Annotated in this window: 13 protein-coding genes; all 13 read right to left on the bottom strand. The window is 35.5% G+C overall.

Annotated features, from left to right (window positions below; translation table 11 throughout):
• Positions 1–30 precede the first annotated feature (30 nt).
• Complete coding sequence (locus tag FA707_RS02660; protein WP_136952768.1) at positions 31–2,244, bottom strand: vWA domain-containing protein; 2,214 nt, start codon at positions 2,242–2,244, stop codon at positions 31–33.
• A 16-nt stretch (positions 2,245–2,260) separates the two neighbouring features.
• Complete coding sequence (locus FA707_RS02655) at positions 2,261–2,887, bottom strand: hypothetical protein (protein ID WP_154299969.1); 627 nt, start codon at positions 2,885–2,887, stop codon at positions 2,261–2,263.
• 9 nt (positions 2,888–2,896) lie between these two features.
• Positions 2,897–3,739: a BsaA family SipW-dependent biofilm matrix protein gene (locus FA707_RS02650; RefSeq protein ID WP_136952766.1), complete on the bottom strand. Its 843-nt coding sequence runs from the start codon at positions 3,737–3,739 to the stop codon at positions 2,897–2,899.
• A 1-nt stretch (position 3,740) separates the two neighbouring features.
• The gene (locus FA707_RS02645; protein WP_136952765.1) at positions 3,741–4,511 is read right to left on the bottom strand and encodes a hypothetical protein; all 771 of its coding nucleotides are present in this window, start codon (positions 4,509–4,511) and stop codon (positions 3,741–3,743) included.
• A 26-nt stretch (positions 4,512–4,537) separates the two neighbouring features.
• Entirely contained in the window at positions 4,538–5,569 is a 1,032-nt protein-coding gene (locus tag FA707_RS02640; protein ID WP_136952764.1) for a BsaA family SipW-dependent biofilm matrix protein, read from the bottom strand.
• Positions 5,570–5,582: 13 nt separating this feature from the next.
• The gene (locus FA707_RS02635; RefSeq protein ID WP_168177331.1) at positions 5,583–6,173 is read right to left on the bottom strand and encodes a signal peptidase I; all 591 of its coding nucleotides are present in this window, start codon (positions 6,171–6,173) and stop codon (positions 5,583–5,585) included.
• Positions 6,174–6,548: 375 nt separating this feature from the next.
• Complete coding sequence (locus FA707_RS02630) at positions 6,549–7,598, bottom strand: IS30 family transposase (RefSeq protein WP_136954163.1); 1,050 nt, start codon at positions 7,596–7,598, stop codon at positions 6,549–6,551.
• Positions 7,599–7,733: 135 nt separating this feature from the next.
• Positions 7,734–8,108: a DUF956 family protein gene (locus FA707_RS02625; RefSeq protein WP_136954162.1), complete on the bottom strand. Its 375-nt coding sequence runs from the start codon at positions 8,106–8,108 to the stop codon at positions 7,734–7,736.
• A gap of 96 nt (positions 8,109–8,204) precedes the next feature.
• Positions 8,205–9,116 carry a PTS system mannose/fructose/sorbose family transporter subunit IID gene (locus FA707_RS02620; RefSeq protein WP_136952762.1) on the bottom strand — a complete coding sequence of 304 codons (912 nt, stop codon included), beginning with the start codon at positions 9,114–9,116 and terminating at the stop codon, positions 8,205–8,207.
• A gap of 25 nt (positions 9,117–9,141) precedes the next feature.
• The gene (locus FA707_RS02615; protein ID WP_136952761.1) at positions 9,142–9,945 is read right to left on the bottom strand and encodes a PTS mannose/fructose/sorbose transporter subunit IIC; all 804 of its coding nucleotides are present in this window, start codon (positions 9,943–9,945) and stop codon (positions 9,142–9,144) included.
• A gap of 28 nt (positions 9,946–9,973) precedes the next feature.
• The gene (locus FA707_RS02610; RefSeq protein ID WP_136952760.1) at positions 9,974–10,960 is read right to left on the bottom strand and encodes a mannose/fructose/sorbose PTS transporter subunit IIA; all 987 of its coding nucleotides are present in this window, start codon (positions 10,958–10,960) and stop codon (positions 9,974–9,976) included.
• Positions 10,961–11,033: 73 nt separating this feature from the next.
• Positions 11,034–11,525 (bottom strand): PTS sugar transporter subunit IIB, encoded by a 492-nt coding sequence (locus FA707_RS02605; RefSeq protein WP_136952759.1) that lies wholly within the window; start codon positions 11,523–11,525, stop codon positions 11,034–11,036.
• A gap of 188 nt (positions 11,526–11,713) precedes the next feature.
• The gene (locus FA707_RS02600; RefSeq protein ID WP_246032335.1) at positions 11,714–14,545 is read right to left on the bottom strand and encodes a sigma-54-dependent transcriptional regulator; all 2,832 of its coding nucleotides are present in this window, start codon (positions 14,543–14,545) and stop codon (positions 11,714–11,716) included.
• Between the last annotated feature and the right edge of the window lie 37 nt (positions 14,546–14,582).

Below are 14,582 nucleotides of genomic sequence, written 5' to 3'. Positions count from 1 at the left end.
TTACGATTGTTAAATAGCTAATCTAAAATTTTACATCACTGAATTAAATTTATTGACACGATAATCCCAACTATAAGGTCGCGGATATTTTTCATTAGGACTTAACTTAGGCTCAATGAAGAAAGTAATCCAATATTCTGTTTTCTCAGAATAATCAAGGATGACTTGTGGTTTATTTTTTACAAGCGTGGGATTATCGGAAACATGTTCAGTAATAAGTTTTCCATCTTCACTTGTGACTAGGTAACCATATAAATCATAATATTCTGGTACAATGTCTGATAACTCTAATATCTTATTATTTTTTAAAGACAATTGTTGATGGGTAAACAACTCTTGCGTGATGTTATTCGCTTCATTAACCAACGTACTGCCAGTCAGCAAGAAATAACTCGGCTCTTGTTGTTGGTCAAAAGCAAGTTGCATATAGCCACTTGTTGGGATCACTAAATCTTCATTAGGATTCAGTACCACTTGCCGAACATTAAGTTTTACCTGTTTAACCCTAAGGATTTGTTGATTGGTCACTATAATATGTTGATGCGTATAATTAGGTTCAGTTGAGGCAAATTTAAACTTAGTAACGAGTCCACTAGTGGTCTGATTATTAACCTTAATGGTCGTCTCATATTCTTCTCCAGCTTGTAAGGTTTCGGTTACCGAATAATTAACATTTGCTTTCCAGGGATGAACGATACGAACCACTTGATTATTCGCTAATAATTGGTAATTATCTTTTGTTGTAAATTCATCTTCTCCTAATTTAACATTGAATTCTTTAGTTGAATCAGGGATTTTTTTTCCGGTTTCATTCAGTAATTCTTTTTCTAAAGAAACAATGATTGGACGAACTTTAGGGACAATAAACTGCTTTTCCTTTTGTTCATTTACTGAATTAACATAAGTAAACGTCGTTATCCCATTGGTTTCAGCTAAACCATCTGAATCGATAATCCCCTCACCTAAAACCGCTTGATTCGCACTTAAACGATACGTTAAACTAAACTGATAATCAGTTGATTTTAAGTTATCTAACTTCCATGTAAGTTCGGGTTGTTTCGTATTATTATTGACCGTTGTTGTAACTGTTCCGTGACTAGCATTTTGATTGGAAACTTCGCCTTCAAGTGTAAAACCGGTCGCAATTGGATCATGAATGACTGCTTCTTTAAATAAACCATTTAGATTACGTTCAATTTTATCTAAGATAGACGCAAATTCTTGAGAGGTGACACTAAAATAATCACCAGATGTTGAAACACCTGATAACGTTTCTTCCATGTATGGAGCATGAGCTCCTAAGCTCGCTTTGTCTAATCCTATTGAAAAAATATTATCTACCAAACTACTAGATGAATCTAGTGGATGAGTGCTATTTTTGATGATACTCGCCTCAGCAATCGTCGAGTTAATATGTGAATAATAGGTACTAAACGTTGCATTAGGATATTGCTGCTTAATCGCAGGATTAATATTAATATCTGGGATATTATTAGAAATTAATAGAGTAGGATCTCCTCCTATCCCCGCATTATTGGCATAATCAAATTCACCAATTGTTTTTTTGGTGTAATACTTTACCTCACTATCACTAGCCTCCATATCCATTCGATCTATCCCGTTTACGTAGGGTAGCATATCATTCTTATCTTTCGGAAGAAAACTAATATTAGGTACTCCATCCGACACTAAAATAATATTTCTTGATACTTTCTTACCATTAACTTCTATAGGCTGTGCCTTCAATAATTCTTTTGCTTTGTTCAAACCAGTTTGAATATGAGTCGCTCCAAAAACTTGTAATTTATTAATATAATTTACTACTTCTGTTTGAGAATGACTAAAACTTTGTATAGTCCCTAGCCTATCACTAAACGGTACAATCGCAATACGATTATCTGGATGTCTTGCTAAAAAACTCTTAGTAAAAGTAGTAATCCCCGCACGCATAGCCTCCATCCGAGTCGTTAACTTACCATTTAATAATACCGCTGATTTCATACTTGAAGAGATATCAACCACTAACACGACATCAACTGGTCGTTCAACAGGGAGATTCTCAACCTTTAGTGTAACATCCCATTGATTGACCATTCCCTCAACTGGTTTTGCTGTTTTAGAAATAATGGGCTCATTTTCTACAGCTGCTTCATTTGTTTGTGGCAGTTGACTCATAAACCCTAGTATCATGATGACTTGCATGATAATCACCATCAAAACATTTGTCTGCTTACTTTTCTTCAATATTTCTCACCTACTTTTATTCTGTGACAAATGGTTGTAGCAACGCATCAACTTCTGGTAACTTGATTTCGCCTTGCCACCACGCATCACGGTATGCAAATTTAGACGTATTAATTGCTTCGACCTTGATAGTAAAATCTAGTTTCAAATCAGCGAAGTTTACACCCGCCAACGTTTCAATCTGCTCGAATGAATGAAAGATCACTTTTGAAAATAAGAATGGCGTGATTTCTTCTGGCTCAATTACTTTTTTGTAATAAAAATAACCATCTTGACCGTCAATCCAATCAGACAAATTATAATCGACTTCTAAGAGCTTACTACCATCATCCGTTACCGTTGGGATTAATTGTTCTTTATAAGTCAAATAAGGATGCGCTAATACTCTAATAAAAATGGGAACATCACCCGTATTTTTTACCGTGACTTCTTTTTTATAAGGTGTCTCTGGAGTAATCGTCTCAACTGGTGGGAATTCTTCAATAATTTCCGTTTGGAGATTTCCTATTCTAAATTGATTATCAACACTATCTGAATCTTTCATAGCAGAAAAAGTGCTACCAATAGAGGTAGCGATTATTAATAAGAGCGCCAAGATTGTTGATAACAAAATCTTTTTTTTATTCACATCATTAAGTCTCATTTTTCTCCTCTATTCTTTCATATAGGTTTGATAAAGTGCTTGCATCTCACTGTTACTTTCTAGTTGCCACTCAGCAAAAATGGACGGTGTCACATCATGTCCTTCTAAATGGGGAGTTAACTGGTAGAGTGAACCTTTCAAACGATTTGGCGCTTGTGCTGACAATAAAACCTGACTGACGATAGGTTCCGATTGTTCACCAGGCATTAACACCTCCGAATAATAGAAATACCCTTTTTCGTAACGCCAATAATCTTTAGTAAATGATTCAGAAGACTGATTAATTAAACGATTAAACATAATTTCAAAATAATTAAATTCACTCGATTCACGATTTTTATCTTCTAACATGTATTGATTTTTTCCGGTTGCTTGATTACCTATCTTAGCTTCTTTCGCTAAATAATAGTGATTATTAAGGTAATAAGTGCCCCCTTGTTTAGCAGCTGCTTCCCAAGTTTTCACATCGTCAAGTTTAACCACAGGATCATTGGCTTGCTGGCTAATCATTAAATTACCATTGCCACTTTGATCCGTTACATCAACTTTAAACATTAATAATGACTCATATAGAGAAATCCTTACAAGGGCTGGCATAATACCAGTATTGACTGCACGAATTTCCTTGACGGTCGTTGTTCCTGGTTGCCAATTCATCGGGGAGTCAAAAACTTCCGCCAACTCAACATCTAAACGATTCCCTTCAAAATGATTAGTCACTTTGTCATCATCAGCAAACCAGGCATAAGTAAAGTAGAAACCACAAGAAATAAGTAAGAAAGCTAGCACTAACAACATCATGATTTTATTAGCCTGCAACCTTCTAATTGAAAACTTAATAGTATCCAACATCTTAATGATCCCCTTTCCAATAACTCTCACTCAAGTATTTTTTCTTTTCTTTTTTAAGAAACAAGAAGACTGCGAGTGATATAATAATCAGTCCAAGGAATCCTTTTAACCATCCGTAGCCACTTATTTCTCCTGTTTTCGGAAACTTGGCGGCTAAGGAAGCAATCTTACTAGCAGAAGGTTTAGTTGAATCTGCAAGCGTAGGTGGCTTATTTGTATACGTGCCATTGTCTTTAATCGCCTTAAATTGCCAAACATTTTCAGTGATACTTTTTTGAATATAATCCTCTTTCGTATAACTTTTATCCATTTCAAATTCTGCTCGCAACTGATGTTCTTCACCAACTTGATATGTTCCTAATGCCAAGGCTTCTGATTGAATATCTAGATCCTTTCCTTTGCCAGATACCGCCCCATCATAAATCAACTTGTCATCATAGAACAATTTCATGGCAATGGCTTCTGAAAAATCAATCGGTCCAACTTGTAAAGTAGGAGGCAACACTTGAAAAGTTAAAAAATAACTGTCTTTTTTTTCTTCATTTTTTATCGTGATGGTTGTTTGCCATTTATTGCCTGGCAGAACATTGTTTATTTCAACCATATATTTTCCACTTGGTTTTACCTGGAGGCCTGTTTCGTCACCGATAACCATGCCTTTAGGTAAAACAATTCCACCAGTTGCTGCACTCGCAACTGATGGAATATTGCCGAAAAATATTAGGAGTAGTCCAATTAACACGAGATAGTACTTTGATAAATGTTTACTCACAAATATCTCTCCTAACCTTTATGGAATTAGTTATCAGCTAATGTTTGTAGTAAGCTTGATAATTCACTTGAAGCCGTTGGCCAGTTATCTGTCACTGCCTCAGAAATTGATTGAATTCCTTCGGCCTTAACATTCAAATCAAAAGTAAATAAGCTATATTGGTTTCCGGCTGAACCTAATAATTTAACACTATCTAATAGTTGAGCCGTTGAATCACCAGAAGCTACCTTACCGACAAAGTAGAAATAACCATCCGCTTGGTTGAAGAACCATTTTTTTTCAGTCGGTATATTCGTAACATTTACAAAATTCAATTCGATATTATCATCAGTCGCAGATTTGAATACTAAGTCATTGATAGGTGTTTTACCGTAAACAGGATTAGTCCAGTTTGCAGTTAATGCATCCGCATACGTTTTGTCGACTACCGAAATAGTTGGTTCAATCCCATTAAAACTTAATGTCCCATCAGCTGCTCTAGCAATTAAGTTTGAAGTATTACCGATATAAGCTTTTGCTTGCTCAGTACCTGACATCCAAACCGCACCATAAGAAAATTGGTTAGCAGTTCCAATCGCTGCTTTTTCAAATAATTGGAATTTATAAGTTTTTCCGTTAACTGTTATGTCTTTGACCTCTGTTGCCAATTTAGCTGTCACATCAGTGTACCCTTTAGCTAAATAATCCATTGAGCTATTCATAACAAGTGGCATTGCAACTTCTATCGTTTCACCTGCTTTGTTCACATAAGTTTGGCCGTTATAATAAACCTCTGATGAATCTTTCAAGAGTTTTAATATCTCGTCAAATGCTACACGTGTAAACGCATTGTATTCAGAAACGTTAGCAACCGCTACATCTTTATTTACCTCTTCACCTGGTTCCCAGTTAGTTTCAGGTTCATAGGTTTCGACAATTTGGATATCATTTCCAGCAATTTGTCCTTCAAAGTGGTTGGTTACCTCGTCTTGGCTAGTAAACCAAGCATATGTTCCACCAAATAATAAAACTAAACCTAAAGCGCTACCTGCTAATAATTTTTTCTTGTTTTTTTTCATCGTTTTTTCTCCTTTATTTTTTGATTAAATAATTAATTAATTGGATAATGCCTAAAAAGCTAATTACACTAATAACGGCTAATAATAAGTTCTGTTGTACCCATAAGATGAATGAACCTAGTTTTGGAATAATCAAAACCTTTTTAGCTACAATTTGTTGCTCATGAATCGGAAGATCCGCTGAATTATTATTGTCGCCTTTTGTCACAAAATATTGACTACCATCCGCTTCAATCGATTTTTTCTCGATGATTCGGTGGGTCACTAACGTATCGCTTGCTAAATTAGGTTTGAATGTAATAATGTCACCTACTGCCAATTCACTAGCCGTTGTTTTTTTAGTTATCAAAACATCGCCTGAACGAAAGCTATCCTCATAAATATTTTGTTGATTAGGTGACATAGAATCGGTTAACACACCTAACATTGAATAACCAGCTACTGTTTTATTGCTAGTTTTATCAAATAATAAAACCGCCGAAACGATAATAATCGACAACGTGACAAAATAAAATAAGCCGTTACTTATTCTTTCAAACACTAACCTTAAGAAACTACCTTTGCTAGAGGATACGCTTAACAAATCTGTCGATTTCTTTTCCAATCTCATACTCCTTTCTTTGACTTTTTTGACACTTGTTAACTAATAAGTATTATATAATTCTTTATTCTAACCTTTTTATCCTAAATTGTTTAAAAAAAATAAAAAAACGATAATTTTGTACCGTTTACTTTTAACTTATTTATATACAACTGTGAAATTCCACCTAATAAACACTTATACAAATGATTTTTCAATAATAGTCATCAATCATAAAATTGTCATTTAGTTGAGTAATTTTGAAACAAAAAAGAAGCATAGTCGAAACTATGCTCCCATCAATAAAAAGTTTTAATCTCTAAATTGCAATATTAAGTTAGCCACTTAGGTAAAAAAATCTAAATATCAATGTTATTTTAACCAAAACCTCTTTTACTATCAGGTTTTGGTTTTAATTTTTTCCAATTCTTCTAAAAATAGTATGACTGGTTGTCGATAGTTTAACAACTTACGTGGTAAAAAATTGATACTATCAGTAGCTTGCTGAATAAATTGTTTTGAATACTTATATATCGGTGTTCCTTTCGGAATAAACCTTCTAAGTAATCCATTATGTCGCTCATTTGTTCCACGTTCCCAAGAGGAATATGGATGAGCAAAGTAAATATCTGTCGCATGGTTTAAGGTGTCTTGTAATGAGATAAATTCACTTCCGTTATCAGCGGTGATTGATTTAAATACATGAGGAAACAAATGACCAAACTGCTTTTCTAGTTGTTTTAATGCATAGCAAACAGACTCTTCAGTATGGTCATCTAAAATAGCGGTCACCATGTAGCGTGTTTTTCTTTCAACGAGAGTGAGTAAAGCATTGTCATCTTTTGTTTTGGCTCCAAGAACACTATCTATTTCCCAATGACCAAAAGATTGTCTACTATCAATCGAAGCTGGCCGTAGATCAATTGATTTTCCTAGCTCTTTTTTATGCTGATGGCTTCTCTTTTTTTTCGGTGATAACCTAAGCTTCATTTTAAGATGGTGGTTTCTTATTGGTAGAATGCCACTATCTATGTAGTTATAAAGTGTTTTAGTGGAGACTGTAGGTTTGTCAAAATCCTCTAAGGATTTAACAAAACCCACAATAGCATCTGGTGACCAGTTAAATTCAATGATTTGTTTACAAGCATAATTAATAAAGTCAAAAGCACTTATTAATTTGGATTTAGCTCCACAACGCTTCCTGTTTTTTGTATAAACGGCTTGTCCTGTATCAGCAAAATAGAGTTGCCTAACTTTCTTATTTTCTTTAATTTGAGTTGTGGTACCACGTTTAAGCTCGTTAGCAATCGTTTGGTGATGACGACCTAACCGTTTACCAATTTCTCTATTTGATTTACCATCCTTATGCCAGAATTCAATAAGTTGTCTTTCCTTGAAGGAAAGGTGTTTATAGCTTGATTTTTTTGTGTTATTCTTAATTTGAGCCATGGTAAAAATTCCTTTCATTGTTGAGTGAGTACTTCAATGATACATGATTTTTTTACCATGGTGTTTTTTATTTATTTTAGGGTGGCTAACTTGATTCTACAACTAGCCAAAAAGTTTTAATCATAAAAATTTCTGTTACTTCTTCTTAAAGGTATTTTTCAATCCTCGCTTCATGACATCCATAAAACTTAAAGAATGTACCATACGATCAGCTGGAATATAGACATTAATCGCTCGTAATACTTTTTTAGGATTTTTTGATGCAAATGTATACATCCCGTTTTGTTTCGTTTGAATACCATATCTTGGAATCCATTTTCCTTTAAACATTACTGAAGCAGTGACATAATCAACTTCTTCCCATGGAATTTGAATGAACTTACGAACATCGCGGTCATGATAAAACTCAAATCCCTTATCCCCAACCATAATTTTCCCATAGTCAGTTAAGCCTGTATATGCTGTTGCATCCATTACCAAGTCAACTTTTGTATTAAGTGATTGCACCATGATTTTTCCCTCGCTTCTAATTGCTAATTGTCCCCATTGTAGCATAGTCAGTTGATGAAAAAAAGCTCGAGAAAGTCTCGAGCTTTTCAATCATTATTATAGTAATCCTACTACGTGACCTAAAATACCTACTACGAATAATCCTAAGATGATTACGATTGGAGATACTTTTTTCTTCAATAACCACATACAGAATAATGTTAATAATAATGGAACTAAACCAGGAATTAATTGATCCAAGTTTTGTTGTAATGTTGTAACTTTTTGCGCTGATAAAGATAAACCGCTATTTACTTGTTCAAATGCTGCTCTGATTCCGTCTGCTCCAGCAGGTAGTTTATCCCACTCGATATAAGCACCTTTGTCTAAGTCAACTGTTGAAACAATTGGTTGGAATTTGATTGATACCCAACGTTGCACTAACGCTGCCAGTACGAACATCCCTAATATTGACGCACCTTTAGTAACATCTTGTAATAAACCACCTGATAAATCTTCAGTGATTTTGCTACCAGCTTTGTAACCAAACTCTTGTGTGTACCACATAAATGCCCAACGGATTAAGTTCCATAAGACGAAGAATAAGATTGGTCCTAAGATGTTTCCACCCATAGCAAGTGAGGCACCTAAAGCACCTAACATTGGACGAACTGTAAACCAGAAGACAGGATCGCCGATACCAGCTAAAGGTCCCATCATACCAATTTTAACCCCTTGGATAGCGACGTCATCAACGTCAGCTCCGTTTGCACGCTCTTCTTCTAAGGCTAATGTTACACCTAAGATTGGAGAAGCGATATATGGGTGAGTGTTAAAGAATTCTAAGTGACGTTTTAAAGCCGCTTTTTGATCATCTTTGTTTGTATATAATTTTTTGATTGCTGGGATCATTGAGTAAACCCAACCACCATTTTGCATACGTTCATAGTTCCAAGAACCTTGAATGAATGTAGAACGCCATGCAACAGCTAATCGATCTTTTTTACTTAATTGAATTTTTTCTGCCATTTGTTTTGTCCTCCTTCAAGGTTTATTAATAGTCGTTTAAGATATCGCCTAGTGGATCACCAGTGTTGCTTCCACCATTGCTGTTTGAAGAACCACCAGTTTTAGATAAGTGTAAGTAGATTAACGCCATTGCAACCCCTAATACACCTAAACCGATTAAAGTGATTTCTGATAATGCTGCTACCACAAAACCGATAGCGAAGAATGGCCATGTTTCTTTTGTAGCCATCATGTTGATTACTAAAGCGTAACCTACTGCTACTACCATACCACCACCGATAGCCATACCATCAGTTAACCATGCTGGCATTGACTCTAAGAAACCTTGAACTGTTTCTGCTGGGATGAATAATAATGCTGCGGCTGGAACTGCAATACGAACACCTTGCATAGCAACTGCTGCCATATGTAAGAATTCGATTTTTTTGAAGTTTCCTTCTTCAGCTGCTTTATCCATCATGTGAACGATAGGAACCGCTAACGTACGAACGATCATTGTTAAGAATAAACCTGCTACCGCTAAAGGAACCGCTACTGCAATCGCAGCTGGTACACCTTTAACACCTTGTCCACCTAAAACTAAAATAATTGCTGACGCTACAGATGCTAATGCTGCATCGGGTGCTACTGCTGCCCCAATGTTAGCCCAACCTAACGCGATCATTTGTAATGTTCCACCTAGAACAATCCCTGCTTCTAAATTACCTGTTACTAAACCGATTAATGTACATGCTACTAACGGTTGATGGAATTGGAATTCATCTAATATTCCTTCCATACCAGCTAGAAAGGCAACTAATACAACTAAAATCATTGATAATGCACTCATGATAAGCCTCCTATATGTTAATTATTTATTATGCGTTTGCTAAGTCTGTCTTAGCTTTTTTGATTAATTCATCCATGTTGCCACGAGAATCATTAGGTACTTTACGGACATCAAATTTAACGCCTTGAGCTTCTAATGCTTCAAACGCTGCTACGTCGTCGTTGTTCATAGATAACACTTTGTTTACTACTACTTTACCAACTGAGTGAGCCATTGAACCAACGTTAACTTCTTCAAGTTTCACGCCGCCTTCAACTGCTGCTAACACATCTTGAGGTGTTTCAAATAATAATAATGCTTTTGTATCACCAAAACGTGGATCTTTCGCAACTTCAATCATTTTGCTGATTGGAATAACGTTTGCTTTAACCCCTGGAGGAGCTGCTTGTTCGATTAATTTCTTACGTAAATCGTCTTTAGACACCGCATCTGATACAACGATAATACGGTTTGGTTTTGTTGCTTTTGTCCATGCAGTTGCAACTTGTCCGTGTAATAAACGAGAATCGATACGTGCTAGAACATAATCAATTTCACCATTTCCTAAAACTGTACCTTCAGGAATAGCGCCTTGATGAACTGGTGCTTCAGCTTTTGCTGTTTCTGTTACAGGTTCTAATTCCTCAGGTTTCGCTTTCACGCCATCTTTTGCTACTCCAACAATTTGAGTTGCGATTTCGTGTGCTGATTCCATTGAAAAACGTGAAGCATAAGCTTCGATTAACATTGGTAAGTTTAAGCCACTTACGATTGCCCATTTATCCTCTTTACCTGCTAATAAATGGTTGGCTTGGTTGAATGGAGTGCCTCCCCATAAGTCAACTAAAAATAGAATGCTTTCGTTATCATCAAAAGATGCGATTGCTTCTTCCATCTTAGCTCTAACGTCATCTGGACCTTCGCTTGGCATTAATGTTACAGCTGCAACGTTTTGTTGTTCACCAAAAATCATTGAACCTGATTGTAAAATACCTTGAGCAAATTCACCATGACTTGCTAAAATAATTCCTACCATCTGTTTTCTCCCTCCTAATCATTTGATTACAAATGTATAAAATTTCTTGTGGCGTTTGAATTAATCTGACTGATTAAAATAATTTCTTTTTACTAATTAAATCCATTAATTGCTGTTTTGAATCAGAAAAAACTTTCCGGACTTCCAGTTCAATTCCTTTAGTCGCTAGATACTCGAATGCCTCAAGATCTGCTTGGTTAACGGCTACTGCATTAGTTAACATTTTTTTCCCTGTTGCAAAGCTCATTCCTCCGATATTAACCGAGGGAAAAACGACGCCTTGTTTCACGACACTCACTAATTCATGAGGATTCGTAAATAATAGCATCACTTTAGTTGAGATAAACAACGGATCAAAATAAATATCGACTAGCTTTGATGGAGGAATGACGTTTACAAAAACACCAGGAGGAGCAGCTTGTTCAAGCATGATTTTTCTCACTGGATTCTTTGTCACTTCTTCACTCACAACCAAAATCCGTTCAATATTAAATTTTTTAACCCAGACAGTTGCTACCTGACCATGAATCAACCGATCATCGATTCGTACAAATTGAATATCCATCTTTCTCGTCCTTTACTGACAAAAATTTACTCAAATTAATTCATACACATCTATAGTAAAGCAATTTACGTGCCAACTTTAGTGTGTCTGTTATAACCCTTGATATTACACTATTAGCATTTCCTGAACAACACAAAAGCAACACACAATTATTGTGTGTTGCTTTTGTGTGTTGTTATTTCTGTCGTTTATACACTTAAGTCTAGTGTGTTTTTAATATTTTCAAAAATATAAAACACTTCCTCTTGGCTAATGGTTATATTAAAACTTTGTTCAATTTCTTTTTTCTCAAATTCAATAATTTGATATAACTTTGTTTCTTTGGCTTCTGTTAACAAGCCCGCATCAACACTGATTGGCTCATGACGAATCTCTCGTTCTAACATACCAGCTAAATGTGACACAACATTAACAAATGACAAATACTCTGTAACCGGCTTACGCAAAACCTTTTCAAAAACAGTCTCAGTAAACTCCCAAAAGATGGGTAATACTTTATGAGGATTGATAAACGTATAATAATCTGATAAATAATCTAGACACAATTGCTGTGTTTGCTCCATTGACATAGGCTGATTATCAGTAATTAGTGTGTCGTTGACGAGTAATTCACGAATCGAATGAATCGCTTTACCGGTCAATAATGAATCCAATGAATAAAATGGAACATTGATACGTGGATCGACAATCCCCGTTACAGCTAATAACTGATAGTCTTTCTGAATTTCTTTAATACGTTCTTTCATATTTAAAACTGAAATTGGAATAACTGATAAATGTTGTGTTTCTATATCTTCTAAATTTTCTAAAATTAATGACTTCATTCGCTCAGCTGCTCCTTTACCTGAAGCACAAATAGCGACAATCGCTTTCTCACTTGGTTCATTTCTTTCTTGAACCGTCTGAACCGTGTTAGCTTTAATATCCGTTGGGCGTTGACCATACCCATTAAAACGTAATAGCGCCTGATAAAGAGATTCCAAATCAGCATCGAGTAAATCGGTTTTCCTCGCTGTTTCAAGGACTAGTGAGGTCGTTACCATGTCTAGTGTTCGCACATCGACATTTAATTCTTGTGCTATTTCTTCTCCGAATGTCAACAACGAACCCATATCTACCAATAAGATTAAACCACTACTATATTGAATCGTATTAGCCGCTTCGATTATTTTTTGATAAGCCACTTTAGGTGCCATATCTAATGGCATATCGACAGCTGTAATATTATGATTGCCAAATAATTGCTTCGCCACTTGCACCATACTGCTGGCAGTTGCGTCCCCATGCGCAGCTACAATAATCCCAATTTTACCACCATGATAATTTTCTTTAAGTGAGACAATTAATAACGTCAAATAATCTATTTCATCAGCTGGTAGCAACACTTGATACTTGTTAGCAATCAGCTCTTTAATCTTCAAAGCGACTTGATATTCTTTAGGATGTTTCGTCACGAGTTCTCGAATGCCTGCATTACTTTCTAAAGTTTCTCCAGCCTGTTCTCCAGCTGCTCTTCTTAAATAGGCACTAATATGTAGACTTAATGCGTAAATGAAATTAATTTGGAACGGATACTCTAGTTCCGTTGAAGCTATTTGATGAATTTCTTTTGTTAGCTCTACCAACTCTGGATCAACTAATTCCACCAAATGATGACTCGACTCAGGCATCAAACCATGATTTTTATAAAAAGATGACAGATGCATATTAATTTCCGACATGATCATTTCTTTGATTTTTTCTTGATTAACGCCTGCTCCTTGTAACATCTTAGTTTTTTCACCGATAACCTCATACAAGTCATATGGCAAGTCATACGTGTCCACTAATGAACTATTTTTGACTTCATTATTTGGAGAAATAATCATATTCGCTGATAACAACTGTGTCAATTCTGCTGCTAGCTGACGATTATTGGCAATTTCAGATAAACCTCGCTTAATTTCTAATGGTAACTGCTCCAAATCAATCGCTAATTCATCATCCTCAACGTGTGTTAAAAATGAACGTGCACAAATCAATTGAACATTCGATTTCAATTGTCCCACATTACCAAAGGTTACACTACCTATTAGAGCTTTCATAACATCAGACGTTAATGAAATATTTTTACCGATTCGCTGTGCTTCAATCGCAAACATTTGCACAGCTAAATCAACTTTTTCACGAGGTGTACGTTCTTCAAAGCTTGGTAGCTTAATATTAATCGGAATTCGTCTGACAAATGTATTAAGTAAGGCTGAAGAAGGATCTTCAGTTGTTGCACAAATAATCCGAACGTTTGCTTTTTGATTTTTTAACGTTTCCCCCAACCGATTATACAAACCGTGATCCATAAAGTAAAAAATCATTTCCTGACCTTCTGGAGGTAGCCGATGAATTTCATCCAAGAACAACATACTGTTATCAGCTTCTTGAATCAATCCAGCTTTATTTTTATTGGCACCTGTAAAGGCCCCCTCAACATATCCAAACAAATGACTCATTAATAATTCTGAGTTATGAGCATAATCCGCACAGTTAAAAACTACTAATTTTTTATCTTCTGCTAATACATTATTTTCCTTAGCATATTCAAACATCGCTTTAGCAAAAAAAGATTTACCTGAACCTGTAGCCCCAGTAATTAAACAATTCAATCCATTTGGTGGGTATAAAATCGCCGCCTTAGCTTGCTCAATTGGCAACTTTAAACTGTGTGTGCCACCTATTAAATTATCAAAAACATCTAATTTTTCAATCGGCGCTGAATTTACTTCCTTCTTCTCAATTAAAGGTTCAACAGAGTCTATTGATAGATTAGCAATATAACACACTGGACGACCTTTTCCTTTTAAAACCAACCCTTCCCTTACCAACTGATTTAAATCACGACTCGCATTTGCACGCTGAATATTCAACTTCTTTTCGATATCTGATGCCGTCACACCACGATTGTTATCTAAATCATTTAGATTAAGATGTGACGTGTGCTCAAGTACAAATTTATATATTTTATCGGAACGTTTAATAGTAGTCACTCCTCCCATTCTTCAACCATCAAAATAATCCAACACA

Origin of the sequence: Vagococcus zengguangii (assembly GCF_005145005.1) — a bacterium.
Taxonomy (GTDB): Bacteria; Bacillota; Bacilli; order Lactobacillales; family Vagococcaceae; genus Vagococcus_A; species Vagococcus_A zengguangii.
Note: the sequence above shows the minus strand (reverse complement) of the source record. Positions and strands in the feature narration are given on the sequence as shown.